We start from the raw sequence: 15,868 nt of genomic DNA, 5'->3' as shown, positions 1-15,868 counted from the left end.
CTCCAAACAGCATCACCGCTACACGAAAATTGCTTACACCCTATGACACCGCCCACCCAACCCCATCCTTATCCTCGGGCTGAATTCCCTTACGAATGAGCTCCATGTCTTCCAGCTGCGTGATGATGCGCGTAATGATGTCGATCTCGCGCTGGGAGTAGCTCCCTCCCTCTTCGAGGCGACGCGCATGATTCCCGGGGGCGGCATGAACGATCTCGAAGGGCCTGGGCGCCCCCTCGTCAGCCGAGCGCATGGGAATGAGCTGGCCGTCGTAATACATGCGATTACAGAACTCGATGATGGCCGGGTGGCAGCGATAATGCTCCTTCAGGAGCGTGCTCACGACGCCCGAATCTGGTGCCATCGCTTTGACTGACTCCAACAGCGACAGCGAGCGGACGTCGACGCGCGGATCGGGCGGATCACACTCGCTCTCGCACCAGCCGGCGAAAATCGGGCTAAGCTGCTTCGTATCGCCGACGACAACAGCGTTGCGGGCGACACTCAGCGCCGCCAAACCCGGCGGCAGCAGCACTTGCGAGGCCTCGTCGACGATCACCCAATCCAGGAGGGGGTCCCCATCCAGGTTATTTCCGATCGAGTAGCACGACGACGCCACGATCGGGTAGGCAGAGAGAAGCGCTCGCGTTTTGGTATGTATCTGTCCGCCCAGGTCGGGTACCACAGCGTCCGCTTGGCAGAATCGCCGGGCGAGGATCGCATCGAAGATACTCCTCGACCGACGCCGATACGCTGCACTCGCGTCGTCTACTCCGCTGTCTTCGACGCGCTGTGTCGCGATGGCGACGTCCTGAGCGAGTTCCGCCTCGCGCGCCCGATAGAACAGCATCTGGATGGCTGATTGAACGTCGACATCCCTCAGGTCCAGGCCTTTGAGGGGGCCGAAGGTGCGGTAGCGGCGCACGCGTTCGATGAGACCACCGATACTCCATGACGGCCTCGGCGCGAAGCGAGCGGCTGCGACAAGCTCAGCGATAGTCTCGGAGGGGGCACTTGCGATGGGCAGGTTCCCCATGTCTGGCAGGGAGCGGCGGCTCTCCTTCACTTTTTCTTCAAACAGTTTTCTTTCGTGCCGGATGTTGTCCAGTTGGGCGCGCACGATCGGCAGGTCCCTGCTGGTCTTCCACAGGTCTACGAGGCGTTCTTCCTCATCGCGGAGTGTCTCTAGCTCATCCGCAATCACTAACCCTGCGGTTGCACACCCCGTGTTGTCACACCATTGTTTCCGTTGCTGGATGAGCTCGTTCTGTCTGCTTTGGAACTTTCGGACGCGCGGGGCGCTCCCGAGGTTCGCGATGAGGAACCCGTACCCTTCATCCGAGAGCTTCTTCACGACGTTCTCGACGGCCGAATTTGCCGACGCGACGACGCCGACGGTCTTTCCCTGCGCGACCAGGGTGGCGATCAGGTTGAGGATCGTCTGTGTTTTTCCGGTGCCGGGAGGCCCGTCGATGATCGAGATCTGGTGAGTGAGCGCGGCGCGGATGGCGTTGCGTTGATCGAGGTTGGAGTGAAAGGGCATCACGACAGCGTGGCTCGCGCCGGTGTCGACGCTAGACCTGCCGACGAGGAAGGCTTCGAGGGCGGAGCCTTGGGGCACGGATTTGATGTTTTCCCACACGTTAGCCAGGCTCGCGTACACGATCGAGACCTTATGTCCCTTCCAGGGCTTCGGCGCCCCCGGCTCGGCGCGCGATGCTCCCCGAAGCTCCGCCGCCGAGAAGACTTCGGTACGGATGTAGTCGAAGAGCGCCTCGGCCCGCTCGCGCTCCTCTTGTGTTGGTTCTGCGCTCACGTCAGCTCCTTTGTGCCCCTCCACACGTGTTTGACGCTCAGCATAATCGACTTATCTGACTGGCGGTAGGTTGTTGGACATCCACCCGGCACGCGTGCGGGACGCAGATGTGCATGGCGCTTCGTATCATGGCGCTATGGGTATGTCACTTGTGTTTCTTCTGGTTGGTTTGCTTGTGGGCGCTCTGCTCGGGTACGTGGGGGCGGTGGCTCGACGAGCGTCGCGCCCCGGGGATGACGCGGGCGCGCTGCGCGCGGAGGTCGCACGGTGGCAGGCGCGCGCCGAGGAGTTGTCCCGTCGCGTCGAATCCGCGGAGGCCCACTCCCAGGGGGACGCCTCCGTGTTGCAGGCCCTCGCCCCGGTTCGCGCGCAGTTGGAGCAGATGACGCTGCGCGTCGACCAGATGGAACAGGCGCGGGCGCGCCAGCACGGGGCCCTCGCCGAGCAGCTGCGCGACGCCGCCCAGCGTGAGGCGGACCTGGCCCGCACGACCGCCTCACTGGAGGGCGCCCTGCGCTCGCGTAGCGCGCGCGGCACGTGGGGCGAGGTCGAGCTGGCCCGCATCCTCGAAGCCTCCGGCATGATGGCGCACGTCGACTTCGCGGAGCAGCGTTCGATCGCGTCACTCACTCAGGGACGAGGCCTGGGCGCGGGCAGCGCATCGACTGACCTCGGGCGCCCCGACGTGACGATCCACCTGCCGGGGCAGGGTTTCCTCGCCCTCGACGCGAAAGCCCCCATGGACGCCTACCTGCGGGCCTGCGGCATTGAGGACAGCGGAGAGGAGGCGGAGGCTCGGCGCCGCACGGAGCTCGCTGCGCACGCGAAGGCCCTGCGTTCTCACGTGGAGGCGCTCGCTGCGCGCGACTATGCGCGCGCTCTCGGTTCCTCGCCCGAACTGGTGATTCTTTTCGTCCCGTCGGAGGCGGCGCTGAGCGCTGCGCTGCGCTCGGACGCGGCGCTCCTCGACGACGCGATGGCACGCGGCGTGGCCCTGTGCTCCCCCGTCACCCTGCTCGCGGTGGCCCGCACGTGCGCCACGGCGTGGGCGCGCACGACGATCAACGAGCAGGCTGACCAGGTCATCGCCCTGGGCCGCGACCTGTATGAGCGGCTCGGCGTCGTGGCGGGTCACTTGGATAGCCTGGGCAAGAGCTTGGTCAGGAGCGTGGACTTCTATAACAAGGCTGTTGCCTCGATGGAGAGCCGTCTCTTGTCCAGGGCGCGCTCCGTTAGTGCTCTCGCGCAGGCATCGAAGAAACCTATGACGGCCACCGAGATAGACCCGGACGCCGCCCAGGTCCGCGCCTTCACCAGGCCGGAGTTAACTGGAGGCGACCAGCGCAGGTGACCCGCGTATCGATTCGACGGGTCACACGGGCCAGTCCACGGGGAATGCACCAGTCACGCATCGCAGACTCGCCACGAACCGTCTGTCCAATAGCGCAAATGAACCGTCGTTATGCCGGGGCATAACTCGACAGCTGGAGTACGATGGTCCCGTAATGGTCTATCTCCTGAAAGAAGGTCATCCCGATGCCGTGGACCAACAACGAGCGTCGCGAACGTTTCAACATGACACTCTTGAAGATGAAGGCCCTGTTTGAAGCAGATCCGGCAGCGGCGGTTCGCAGCCAGAACTTCATTCAAACATTTCATCGGTTTATTGCTTCAGACCTCGAAAGCCACCTAACCTCTCAGGCAAAGAATGCAGGCATCCAGGTCATTCAAGAGGCAAAAATCTTTGGCTCATTCAAATCCAAAGACGTAGATGTTGCCGTCATTCATCCAATTAACGGACCTCTTCTTTTGATTGGTGTTCGCAGCCAAATGAGTTCCGTTGGAAAGAATGTTCTCACGTACTATCAAGACATCATCGGCGAAGCTATTTCTTTACAGGAACGTTTTCCTATGTGTGTCACCGGTTATGCCTATCTTCACCCTCTCGCAGTCGTGCCGTGGGAGAGAAAGGACGGGACATGGACGAATGCGGAAAACCCAGATCATTCACGTTTTGCGCGAATGTACGCAGGAATCGGAAGTCGGGACGATCGCCTCTACAAGCATCAGCTCGGTTCGTACGATCACTTCGCATACTCCGTCGTTGACTTTCAGAGGGACGAACCTCATTTGTTCGATGAACTCGTCCGTCAGGCTGTTCCTGACCTTGACATGTCTATTCTCAGCTTTGTCCCGCGTCTGGTCAATACATTCAATAACCGTAATCTGTGGGTTCAAGGCATCTTCGAAGAGCCAGTTTTAGGCTAGGCAATGAGCTGGGGTGTGCGGCCAGCCTGACATTCATGCACCGGGCAAACACACGCCGCACTCATAGCTGGGATTTACGCCACGTTTCAAGCTCATTGACTCCGGCGTACACTAACTCCAATCCTTCTGCGCCCACCAGATTGACGATGGACGATTCTCCGGTCCTATAAGCTGCCCATACGTCGTTTGAACGTAGGGCTTCGTCCAGATCAGAGTATTTCAATTCTCCACTAGATTCTTCGTTAAGGATCAGTACAGAGTCAGCCTCGCGAGGTACAGCAATCATCACACCGCCGCCGAGGGAATGAATCTGGAGTTCACTGGTGAGTAGGGTGAGCGGCGTGTACCACGATGCCAACAGACGCAATGCTGATACTCCTGGGCGCAAATTGCCGCACAGAACACTATTTGACGCTACCCAGCCCGCATCGTTTAGGTACAGGCGAGGCCGATCACTAAACGCAGTCAACAGCACGTCTGGACGCCGCACGCCTGGGACACGATACCACGGAGTCCGAATACGACACTTGTATGCCATATCGACCCCCTGCCGCTCACCGTATGCAACGTACCGTTTCTCTGACCCCGTCAGCTCCGCCTCTGGCGTCCAGAGCTTAGCAGTCACGGGAATGGAGCTTGTGCCCACGCCTGCACCGAGGAGCTGGCGAGAAGATGCAACGGTGGGGATCAAGGACGTATCAGGAAGTCCATAGGACTCCTGTTGTTGCGCACCTGGATGAAAGAATTTCTTGTTCCCCGACACGTAACCTATGCTGAACTTGACTCGATGATGCGCGGCTCCTGAATGCGACATCAATTCGTGCATGACATCGAGAGTGTCGCGCGAGAGAAGCGCGCGCTGAAATACGCGTTCTCCTGCGATCACGTCGGCGATCGGAATCTTGACGTTCGAAGCATGGTCAACATCGCAGTCACAATTGAGAGCGTCCCGGACAATAAACCTAACGGTATCAGTGGATTCGCCTCTACGATCCGCGAAGAGGATGAGAACGTTCTGAAGAATGTCGGTGAACACTCGTTGTCTCACGCGCAGGACGCTCAAGGTGCCGAACATTTTTGATAGGTATTCCCACAGCGGTCGCGCATAGCGCACATATGTGAAGTCTAGAGGCAATACGAACGCGAGCCTTCCCCCGTCTTTCAATAGCGCAGTTGCTTTCGCAACGAAAGGCATCCATACGCTGCCTGACTTATCCATCTGTGCGCCCATCGCACGCTGTGATGCGGCGAGAGCGTTTGCTTTGAGGGTCGCGTCCAGCTCTCGGATGCGCACGAATGGCGGGTTACCGATCACGACGTCTACGTTCGGCAACGCCGTATCTCCTAAAAAGTCGCCAACATGCAAGTTATGAGGTTCAACGGCGCCAGCAGCAACTGCCTTCGCGGCGACATCGGGGTCCAATTCACACGCATGCACAACGAGTTTTCGCCACCCGCGGCACTGTCCGTAACGTTGTGCAGCTATGGCGAATTGCCCGTCACCCACGCTCGGTTCGAGGATAACGTCGTCTTCTGAGCGTATTGCCCAACGCGTCATATAGTCGGCGGCTGCATCAGGCGTGAAGTAACGCCCCGCTTCTCGCTCAGCTGTGCGCGGCGCGCGTGCACTCATTGCGAGTTTGCGTCCGAATTCTACGATGTCCTCGAGCAAATACACGCGACCGTGCATCGTTGCGACAGATTTTGGCATGTCCGCCGCAATGCCCGTCTTGGCCGAGCGTGATCGACTGGCCCACACTTTGAACGTATTAACAGATATACCCAGCAGTTCAGCAGCTCGTTGACTATCAACCAGCCCATTGACCGCCACTTCACTCCCAATACGCTCACTCATGTTTATGATTGTACACGATTCGTTTCACTTCAGCTCGAGTCAGGATAGAATGATCTACCGCCGTCTCGATTCATGGTTGTTCGATTCTTCCGAGGCGGGTGTGGGTGAGCGCGCCGCAATTGGGGATTGCGGGCAGGTGACACTGGAGGCAATCAACGCGTCCTGGCCCGGGGGCCCGACGCGCTAGCGTCGGGCCCCCGCAGTCAGATCAGGACATGTTGCGTCGCGCGCGCGTCAGCGCCATGATTCCCGCAACAATGAGCACCCCCGCAACACCCATGAGCGACGTAGTATCCGCGCCTGTGTGCGCCAGATCCCTATTGAGCTGCGCAGGTGGTGGTACCTCACCGGAATCGGAGGTGGGCACCGTTACCGAAGGCGTGGGTGCAGGTGTCGTGGGATCAGGAACAGGCGTCGTCGGCACCGGACCCGGAGCGGACGGGTCAGGGGCGGGCACCGTTACCGAAGGCGTGGGCGCGGGTGTCATGGGATCAGGCGCAGGCGCCGTCGGCACCGGACCCGGACTAGACGGGTCAGGAGTCGGGGTCGGACTCGGGGTGGGGCACGGCTCCACGTTGGTTTCTATGGCTGTGCCGTAGTCGTGACTGTTCGTCCCGTCCTCGAAGTTTGTGCCTGCAGCGGTTGTGGCGATGAGATGGCCGTTGCCCTCCACCCGCCAGGTTATGGCTGCCGAATCGCCAGGCTGATTCCACGAGGCATTACCTGCGCCGCATGGGTCAGTGACTGTGGGCGTGGCGGGCAGCGGCACACAGTTAATGACACCCGCTTCTTCGGGCGTCCCGTAATCGTGGGTGCGTGAGCGTGTCCCGTCCCCGTTGTCGAGGATGAAGGCGGGTCGCGTGGTGACAACCAGGTGGCGATCAGCGGTGAGAGTCCACGTGAAGCGTTCGTCGTCTGTCGGCTTATTCCACTGTGCACCGCCACCGGGCGCGCAAACTGCCGATGGGTTGGTGGGGACGACGGGAACGGCGATCGGTTCGGGGATAAACCCGAAGGTGACGGATGAGGGGTTAAGAGTTCCGGGTTCGGGCTTAATATCATGCTCGGTGGGAGCGGTGGCAGAAGCAATGAATGAGAGGACGTCTCGCCCAACCGCGTTAGCCGTTGCCGCGACTGAGATGGTCACTTGCCCCGTCCCCCGAATCTCTGGGATCGTGCCGCTGATCGTGCGCGTTGACGGATCATATGCTAGGTCACTGGGACACGTTGATTTCATGTCCGCGTCACATCGGACTGCATCGATGGAGGGAATGTCGATCATGTTCGGCAACGTGATCGACACCGGGACGTTCGCGGCTACGGACGCTGAATTTGTGACCTTCACTGTCAGGTCAACGGCGTCGCCCTGTTTCACGTCAACTTTGCCCGAGGCGTCAGGAGCCTGCGCCACACCGTTAACAGCCGCATTCGTAGAAGTGGACACATCAACGCACGTGACATACCCCCGCACCGACGCGTCTGCACCAAGAGTATATGCCGACTGACTCATTCTGGACTCATAGTAGACTTTAAGAACACTATCGATCATACAGGAAGGGAGAGTTTCCTTGACGGGAACGATTAGTTCGAGCACAGAATGTGCCGGTAACGTGACTCTACCGGAAGACAGAGCAGGCGTTGAACCTGGACTCTGACCTGTCATCTTCGTTGTCGTTTTATTAGCCCACGCGGGGCACTCAATATTTGTCGTCCCGGCTCCGCACGACATCGAATACTCTACTTCTGAGAAACCATTACTCAACCCGTAAACGTCCGTCAACTCCACATCTGGAATCGGCATGCCACCCTGATTCTCGTAACGCACCGTATACGTGCGTACCTCTCCAGATGCCACTGTCTCTTTATCTTCTGTCACTGATACCACAGGTTTCATATCACAGGCCGGAGCAGTGATGGTTCCGGCCACGTATGCCCGTCCTGTGACGCGATACGCTCGCTGACTCATGTATGTTACGTTATACATTTCGCGTTTTCCGCCAATTACACAGCCAGGTACTGTCTCGGTCACAGGAACGACCAATTCGAGCGCGGAATGCCCCGGCAATGTCACCGTACGTTCAAATAGAGTGAACGATGGATAATTAGGTGTTCCCTCTTTCGTTATTGTTGTTCCATCAGCCCACGTGGGGCAATCAATGTTGGTTGTCCCCGGACCACACGATAGCGAATACTCCACCGTTGAGTAACTGCTTCCTCTCTTGAAGGAATCCGACAAGTGCACATCCGGAATGGGATCGGCACCTCGATTTTCATAACGCACGGTGTACGTGCGCTCCTCACCGGAGGCAACCGTCTCCTTGTTCTGCACCTTTGACACCACTGGTACCATGTCACACGTTGGAACGGTAATTGTCCCCTTCACAATCTCTTCTCCGTTAAGTAGATTGGGAAACTGAACCATTTGGGCGCCGTTGTACACCTCATATGCGCCGCCGATCGCGCATCCCGGTACTGTCTCTGTCACGGGAATGATCAATTCGAGTACGGAATGCGCCGGCAAGGTCAACGGTTCACTTTCATCTGTCTTGAACAGATACAGTTGTGAATGCTCATTCACAACCATTGTCGTTTTTGTGACTCCATCGGCCCATGAGGGGCAGGCAATATTGATTGTACCCGCACCGCACGACACCGAGTAGATAAGGGTAGAGGATTCCTTACTGCCCGTGTATTCATCACTCAGTCTCACATTTGGTATTGGTGTAGAACCCCGATTCTCGTAACGCACCGTATACGTGCGTACCTCACCCGAAGCGACCTCCTGCTTATCCTGCACCTTCGATACGACGGGCACCGTGTCGAGGGGCGTGGCGGTCTGCTGGGTGACAGTGTTCGTGGACATATCCGTATCAGTATCACCTGCGGCGGGTGTCACCGTCGCCGTTGTGGTGAGGGATGAATAGTAGGGATAGGTGCCGCCCACTCGAATCTCCACCGCGCCACCTGCGGGCAAGACCGGGATTGTGGCAGTAAGTTTGCCTCCACCTGAAGTGGCTGCTCCGTCTGTCACGCTCAGATCCGCCGGGCATTGGGCGCCGCCAGCACTCGAGGCGCACGTCGCGCTCGCTCCGCTAACGCCCGTTCCCAGATCGACGTCAAGAGTTGCCCCATCGCCAGAGTCGGGACCCAGATTACTCACCTTTACAGTGTAGGTAAAAGGTTCGGATGCGACACCTGTCGCCGCGTATCCGATGATCTGGACGATTAAGTCCATTGAATGGCCCGCGCCAAGCAGGCCAGAGGATGCACCGCCGCCCGTCTCCTCAGTATCAGCGACGGCGATAGGCCCCTGTACAACAATGCCAACAACGGCCAGCACTCCAACTATCGCAACAGTACATGCGCGCACGACAGCCGACGCCAGCGCGCGCCTTGGGCGAATAAAACGACTCACAACATTTCCTCCAACGGGGTAAGCACTGTCAACATTGAGACAGGAGACTAAATTTTGTCCGACAACACTAACCCAGACACCAAACAGTTTCTCGACAACCTATGACGCTAAGGCTTGCCTTAAATTACTTTCAAACGGTTACCAGAAGTTGGCACGCCCACTTTCGCGCATTCCGATAACCATCCTCACACACTCCCCCCTTCACCACTCCACACTTTCTGACCAACCATGACCAGAAGGAGGTAATCACCACTCCCACACCCACGAACAAGCCAAAACGACGACATGGCACCGTTTCCACCGTGAAAATTTCCAGCCCATCCCGCCAGCATCAATCAATTGTGCTCAAACTCACAGCAGCACGATTCGCAAACCACACCAGCACACATACGCGCAACAAGCGCAGGCCAGCAGCATCAATCGAGGAAGAACAAAGAACCCCGCTGTAGCGCGTAACTCCGATCGACGCCAGCGGGTACTTACACTCTCATTCTGAGGTCCCCGCTACGCCTCGGCGCTCTCGCCGCCGCGACTGTAGTGAGCCTGGAGCGCATCCGCCGTGATCTCGACGATGCTATCCAGGAAGGACTGATCCGTCATGTACGACTGAATCTCCTGGTTTTCCTGGCAGGTGCGAACCATGGCGACGCCGACGGCGTTCTTGAAGTCAGCGGATGCTTTGAGCTGGCTCGAGCTATTCTTCTTCGCCATGGCCTGCGCGGCCTCGTTCTCATCCAGGAAACCCCAGAAGGTGGTGATAAACCCGGCGACGCTGCCCTCGGTCACGTCGACGTTCCTGGCCCGGAACATGTCGTTGACGCGGTCGATGACCTCCGCGAGGGGTCCCTTCGTCGGAGTCTGCCCACTGCGGAACTCGCCATCGAAGCCGGGAAGCACCATCGGCTCAGCGCTGCCCTCGCTCAGGGAGTGATCCTCGTTGATGGCGGAGGGCACGAGCTGCACGCCGGAGAGCTGCACGCCCTCAAGGTAGGAGTCGTCGTACTGGTTCCCATCCATGTGCAGGTTGCGCGACAGGAGGGTGGCCACGATGGCGCGCTTGTGCAGGTCCGGGTCCTGGTAGTCGACGATTTGGCTGAGGAACTGCCAGGCGTTGCGGTAGCTGATCGTGTCCGCGCGGAAGCTGCGCAGGGAATCCTTGAGTTCGTTGTCCTTGCCCAGGCGCGCGCGCTTCCACGCGTCCTGCCACCGCTCCTTGATGGGCCCCAGGGCCCGCGCGATGGCTTCGCCGCCGGCATCGCTCAGGTACGCGTCGGCGACCGCTTCCATCTCCACCATCGTGTAGATGCCGGCAGTGTCCAGGCGTTCGGCGATCGTGATGAGCGAGTTCGGGTCGACTTCCCCGGCCACGTGCGCGTCCGAGTAGTACATCCTGAAGTCGTCCTCGATGCTGGCCGGCGTGTTCTGGAAGTCCACGACCATGGGCGCGGTCTTGCCGGGGTAGGTGCGGTTGAGGCGCGAGAGGGTCTGGACGGCGGCGATGCCGGATAGTTTCTTGTCCACGTACATGGCCGTGAGGCGCGGCTCGTCGAAGCCGGTCTGGAACTTGTTGGCGACGATGAGGACCTTGTAGTCCTCCTCGCGGAACGCTCGGGCCGTGTCGCCGCGCCCGTTGAGCGAGGCCTCGGTGACGGTTTCGCCGTCGTCGGATTCCAGGGAGCCGGAGAAGGCGACGAGGGGACGAATGTCTGTGTAGCCCTGCGTGTCGATGTAGGAGTTCATTGCCTCGAACCAGCGGTAGGCCTCGCGGCGTGAGCTGGTGACGACCATCGCGCGGGCGTTGCCGGTGAGCAGGGGTTTGACGTTGCGTTGGAAGTGTTCGACGACGACCCGCACTTTCTGTGCGATGGCGGTGGGGTGTAGGCGGGCGAACTGCACAATCGCGGTGACGGCGTGGCCCGTGTCGACCAGGGGTTCTTCCTCGGAGCTGTCGAGCTCGTTCTTGACGCGCAGGAACATGTCGTAGGTCGAGTAGTTGGTGAGCACGTCGAGGATGAAGCCTTCTTCGATGGCTTGGGCCATCGTGTAGGTGTCGAAGGCCCTCCAGTTGCCGTCCTCGTCCTGGGTGCCGAACAGGCGCAGGGTCTTGGCCTTGGGCGTGGCGGTGAGCGCGATGAAGGTGATGTTGCTGGAGGCGGCGATGGCCGAGTCCTTGGCGGCGAGCAGTTCGTCGGCGCTGACGTTCTCGGGGTCTTCCACGTCGATGTCGGCGAGGAGGGCTTTGAGGCCCCTCGCGCTGGACCCGGACTGGGAGGAGTGGGCTTCGTCGGCGACGACTGCCCAGTTGCGTCCGCGCAGTTCGGAGGTGTCTTCGATGAGCTTCATGACCTCGGGGAAAGTCTGGAGCGTGCAGGTGATGATGTGGTCGCCTTCGATGAGGGCTTTCTTCAGCTGCGGGGATTTCGCGCCCGATTTTTCGCCGACGGGGACGACCAGTCCGTTGGAGGAGTGGACGAGGCCCATGTCGCCTCGGATGTTTTCGTCGAGGACGGTGCGGTCGGTGACGACGATGACGGAGTCGAAGGTGGAGTTCGCCTGGGAGTCGACGTGGCGGATGAGGCGGTGGCTGAGCCAGGCGATGGTTTTGGTTTTGCCGGAGCCCGCAGAGTGCCAGACCAGGTAGCGTCCGCCGGGCCCCGTCGCTTCAATGTCGCCGATGATGCGTTCGACGGCGCGCAGCTGGTGGAAGCGCGGGAAGACCAGGCGCCCGTCGTCTTTCTTGCCGCGTCGGCCGGGCTCGTAGAGGGCGTAGTCCTTGAGGATGCGCATGAAGGTGGGGCGGGCGAGGATGTCGCGCCACAGGTAGTTGGTGGCGGATCCGCTCGCCGAGGGCGGGTTGCCTTCGTGCCCATTGTTTCCCTGGTTGAAGGGCAGGAAGACGGTGTTTTCGCCGGCGAGTTTGGTGGTCATGAAGACGTGGTCGTTCGAGACGGCGAAGTGGACGAGGGCGCGCCCGGGGGCCAGGAGGGGACGCTTGGGGCCGGGCTTGCGGTCGTCCTTGTATTGGCGGATCGCGTGGTGGACAGACTGGGTGTTGTCGGTCTTGAGTTCCATCGTGACGACGGGGATGCCGTTGGCGCACAGGACGACGTCGATGGTTTCCTTGGTGGTGGCGTCGAAGCGGACTTGACGCATGACGCGCAGGCGCACGGCGTCCGAGGCTTCGGCGACCTCGACCAGCTCGGGGTTCGCGGGCGGGAATTCCATCATGGGGCCGAACTTGGCGGAGGGGCGGCCGACTTGGGCGTAGGTGAAGCCGGTGCGCAGGACGCCGAGGAGGCCGCCCACGGGTTTCCCAGTTGTGTCGACGCGGGTCGCCTTGCTCAGTTCCTTCGTCAGGTGGGTGAGGAGGCCGCGCTCGGCTTTGTCTCTCTGCCCGTCCGGGAGGTCCGCGGGGATCGCCTTGTCGTATTCGTCCGGGTACTGGGTGGACAGCCAGTGGAGGACGTCGCCGGGGACGAGGGCGAGGCGCAGGTCCCAGCCCGCGGCGCGGCTGTCGCCTCCGTCCTGGTAGAGCCAGCCGCGCTCGCCCAGTTCGGAGCAGATGGTGGATTCGAATTCGTATTCGAGGATTTGCGCGTGGCTCATGCGGGGACCTTCTTTCGTCCGGTGACGACGTCGGTGATGAGGGCGGCCCGGCGCTCGACGAGGAGGGCCTTGAGTTGGTCGATCGTGGCGAGCATGGCGTCGATCCGGCCGGTCACCTCGTCCAGGTGGTCGGCGATGCGCTGTTGTTCCTCCAACGACATATCAGGAATAGGAAGATTCTTAGCTTTATCGGATGATAGACCCGGAATCGTGGCGCCGTCTGCGAGAAGACCAATTAATCCACTGGAGTAGTGTCCCTTCACGCAGTAATTTAGAAATCGTCCATCATGGTGCTGATCTGGTCTCGCGCGGATCACATGATTCTGGAAGCCCCAGCCGGGCATATCCTGCGCAAGATGGACACTCCGCCCAAATCCAGCTCCACCCTCTACTACGAGGACATCGCCTTTTTTGAGATCATACTTTCGCTGCTCCTCGCGGGTCATCCACATCCGTTGATCGTCAAGCTCCAAACCGTGGGGCTGAATGGATGCGGCACGTACGTAGTTAACTAATGTTTCGTGATCGCTCTTTCGCACTCCTTGGAATGTCTTTCCCAGAGAAATGTCCGCGCAGAACTTTAATCTCGTCACCCCTCTTGATCGCGCAATAGTTTCCCACTCAACCACGGAAGCTCTGCGCAAATTGAGCGATTCATCCAAGGCTTCGAGTTTGGCGAGCATCGCGTCAATCTCGCCGATTTCACAATCAAGATAATCAGCAATCTCATGCTGCGTTCTCTCGTCATACCTGTTGACACCATACTGACGAAGACTCATCCATTCGATGCGCGGCATCTTAACCCCCTTGGAAGCAGCAACTGCATATCGGATAAAATTACGGCTTCCAACAATGTAGGCAAGGTAGCGCGAATCAACTCCTTTTCGAGGACGATAAACATGTATGTCTCCCCCAGCAACACCTTCTCGATCGGCAAGCCAGTACTTAGCCAAGTAGGGGCGCAACTTGCCAAATAAGACATCACCCTTTTCAAATGTCGTCCCTTCAGCGGAGTATTGGGAAAGAGAACCCGAGACTAAAGTTCCAGTACCGGGAACAATATCCTCTAGCGAAACTTGGAAGTCATTCGTCACAGCTGTTTGAGTGACGAGATCAGCAACCGCCCAAAATGGAATTTTCATCAATCCTTCACCTCCTGGAACATCTGCGCTAGCTCGCCCATGATTCGCTGCACGTCCGCGTCGATCTCGGCCAGCGGGCGCGGCTCCTCGGGCACGTAGAAGATGCGGGTGAAGGGGATCTCGTTGCCGTCCTTCGCCTTGGACTCGTCCCACGTGGCGCCGGGAGCGAAGGGCAGAACCTCGGCGGCCATGTGCTCGTCCAGGTCCTGGCTCGCCGGCACGCGCTCCACAATCCGCCACCCGTCCGCCAGGACCCGAGCCCCCTTGCGGTCCACCGCCAGGGGCGCGTTCTCGTCCGGGACGGCCATCGCCTTCATGACGGCGTCGATGAGCCCCACCGGCGCCTTGATCCCCTCGGCCTTCGCGCCGGCCCGTATCCGCTCGGGCAGCTCGTTCCATACGGCCCCATCCAGGCCTCGTAGCACGCGAACCAGCGCCTCGCTGAAGTCGCGGCGAGAGCGCAACGCGTCCACGGCCTCCTCCGAAAAACGCGCCGCCAACCGCGCCTGCTTGAACACGGGCACGTCCCGGAACATGAAATCCTGCGGCGTCAGGATCCGCGAAATCTCCGAATCCTCGAAACGCTGGTAGGCGTGGACCACGGCCTCGCGGTTCGCCTCGCTCATCTCGCGCCGCTTATCGCCCATACCCTTGCGCATCGGCTCCCACAAGCCCGAGGCGTCAAGGAGCTGAATCTTGCCCCGACGCTTCAGCGGCTTATCGTTATCCAGGATCCACACGTACGTCGCGATACCCGTGCCATAGAACATCTGCGTCGGCAGCGCAATAATCGCGTCGATCAAATCCTCATCGAAGAGCCACTGGCGGATCGAATTCGGACCCGTATCCGAGTTAAACAGCGGCGACGCGTTCGACACCACGGCCGCGCGGCCACCCGACGGGCTCAACTTCGACGCGCAATGACACAGGAACAACATCTGCCCATCCGACTTGCTCGGCAGCCCGTGACTGAAACGAGACTCCGGTACCTGCGCCTGCTCCCTCACCGACGCCTGCTCCACCTCCCAGTCCCCGCCAAACGGCGGATTAGACAAGACGTAGTCGAACGTCTTATCCGCGTGCAGGTCCTCCAGGAGCGTATCCCCCTTCAGGATCGCATCAGGGCGCCCGCCCTGAATGAGCAGGTCGGCCTTACCCAGCGCGTAGGCGGAATCCATCATCTCCTGGCCATAAACCGTGACCTTCACGCCCGGGTTCAGCTCCCGCAGCGCCTCCTGGGCGACCAGCAGCATGCCGCCCGAACCCGCCGTCGGATCATAAATCGAACGCAGCACGTCCTGCCCCGCCAGCGACTCGGCGTCCGCGGCAAAGAGCACGTCAACCATCAGCTTGATCGCGTCACGCGGCGTGTAGAACGCGCCCGCGGCCTTCCCCTTCTTATCGAAGGCCCGGTACATGACGTCCTCGAAGATGTCGCCCATCGTCGAATCCTCAACGCTCGTCGACCCCAGCGACAGCGTCGAAAAGTGCTTGACCACCTCCAGCAGGCGATTCGCCGCACTGAGCTTGGCGACCAGCTTGGGGAACTCGAACGCTGTCCAAATGTCCGCGATGTTGTGCGAGAAACCGTTGACGTAGCTGAGCAGCGCCCTATCCACGTTGTCATCCACCGACGCGATACGCGCCAGGTTGAACGGCGAGGTGTTGAAGAAGCTCAAGCCGAAACGATTACTCACGGCAATGTCGATCAGGTACGACGGCATGTCACCCTGCGCGTTGACGAACTCGATGACGTCGTCCTTCGT

At 60.0% G+C, this 15,868-nt stretch carries 8 protein-coding genes and 1 pseudogene; 2 read left to right on the top strand and 7 right to left on the bottom strand.

What is annotated here, in order from left to right:
* Positions 1 to 40 precede the first annotated feature (40 nt).
* The gene (locus RYL44_RS08465) at positions 41 to 1,816 is read right to left on the bottom strand and encodes a DEAD/DEAH box helicase (RefSeq protein WP_314975698.1); all 1,776 of its coding nucleotides are present in this window, start codon (positions 1,814 to 1,816) and stop codon (positions 41 to 43) included.
* A gap of 136 nt (positions 1,817 to 1,952) precedes the next feature.
* Between RYL44_RS08465 and RYL44_RS08460 the strand changes: the two genes are divergently transcribed.
* Positions 1,953 to 3,167, top strand: coding sequence for a DNA recombination protein RmuC (locus RYL44_RS08460; RefSeq protein WP_314975697.1), 1,215 nt, complete (start codon positions 1,953 to 1,955; stop codon positions 3,165 to 3,167).
* 185 nt (positions 3,168 to 3,352) lie between these two features.
* The gene (locus RYL44_RS08455) at positions 3,353 to 4,084 is read left to right on the top strand and encodes a hypothetical protein (protein WP_073982477.1); all 732 of its coding nucleotides are present in this window, start codon (positions 3,353 to 3,355) and stop codon (positions 4,082 to 4,084) included.
* A gap of 61 nt (positions 4,085 to 4,145) precedes the next feature.
* Here RYL44_RS08455 and RYL44_RS08450 read toward each other — a convergent pair whose 3' ends face one another.
* The 6 genes and pseudogenes from RYL44_RS08450 to RYL44_RS08430 all read right to left on the bottom strand — a co-directional run.
* Positions 4,146 to 5,939: an Eco57I restriction-modification methylase domain-containing protein gene (locus RYL44_RS08450; protein WP_314975696.1), complete on the bottom strand. Its 1,794-nt coding sequence runs from the start codon at positions 5,937 to 5,939 to the stop codon at positions 4,146 to 4,148.
* A 208-nt stretch (positions 5,940 to 6,147) separates the two neighbouring features.
* Positions 6,148 to 7,449 (bottom strand): LPXTG cell wall anchor domain-containing protein, encoded by a 1,302-nt coding sequence (locus RYL44_RS08445; protein ID WP_314975695.1) that lies wholly within the window; start codon positions 7,447 to 7,449, stop codon positions 6,148 to 6,150.
* Positions 7,450 to 8,793: 1,344 nt separating this feature from the next.
* Positions 8,794 to 9,174, bottom strand: a pseudogene (locus RYL44_RS10240) (hypothetical protein); the annotation flags it as partial.
* Positions 9,175 to 9,858: 684 nt separating this feature from the next.
* A complete protein-coding gene (locus tag RYL44_RS08440) occupies positions 9,859 to 12,960 on the bottom strand; it encodes a type I restriction endonuclease subunit R (RefSeq protein ID WP_314975694.1) in 3,102 nt (1,033 codons plus the stop codon).
* Entirely contained in the window at positions 12,957 to 14,102 is a 1,146-nt protein-coding gene (locus RYL44_RS08435; RefSeq protein ID WP_314975693.1) for a restriction endonuclease subunit S, read from the bottom strand. The genes RYL44_RS08440 and RYL44_RS08435 overlap by 4 nt, the downstream gene beginning before the upstream one ends.
* A partial coding sequence (locus tag RYL44_RS08430) for an HsdM family class I SAM-dependent methyltransferase (RefSeq protein ID WP_314975692.1) occupies positions 14,102 to 15,868 on the bottom strand: 1,767 nt, incomplete at its 5' end. The genes RYL44_RS08430 and RYL44_RS08435, both read right to left, overlap by 1 nt.

This window comes from Actinomyces bouchesdurhonensis, from assembly GCF_963540955.1.
Classification (GTDB): Bacteria; Actinomycetota; Actinomycetes; order Actinomycetales; family Actinomycetaceae; genus Pauljensenia; species Pauljensenia bouchesdurhonensis.
This window is presented reverse-complemented; position numbering and strand designations above follow the sequence as displayed.

What these genes read in the sequence shown, in the direction of transcription:
- RYL44_RS08460 (WP_314975697.1), top strand. Translation starts at nt 1,953, where the DNA reads ATGGGTATGTCACTTGTGTTTCTTCTGGTTGGTTTGCTTGTGGGCGCT.
- RYL44_RS08455 (WP_073982477.1), top strand. Translation starts at nt 3,353, where the DNA reads ATGCCGTGGACCAACAACGAGCGTCGCGAACGTTTCAACATGACACTC.
- RYL44_RS08450 (WP_314975696.1), bottom strand. Translation starts at nt 5,939, where the DNA reads ATGAGTGAGCGTATTGGGAGTGAAGTGGCGGTCAATGGGCTGGTTGAT.
- RYL44_RS08445 (WP_314975695.1), bottom strand. Translation starts at nt 7,449, where the DNA reads ATGAGTCAGTCGGCATATACTCTTGGTGCAGACGCGTCGGTGCGGGGG.
- RYL44_RS08440 (WP_314975694.1), bottom strand. Translation starts at nt 12,960, where the DNA reads ATGAGCCACGCGCAAATCCTCGAATACGAATTCGAATCCACCATCTGC.
- RYL44_RS08435 (WP_314975693.1), bottom strand. Translation starts at nt 14,102, where the DNA reads ATGAAAATTCCATTTTGGGCGGTTGCTGATCTCGTCACTCAAACAGCT.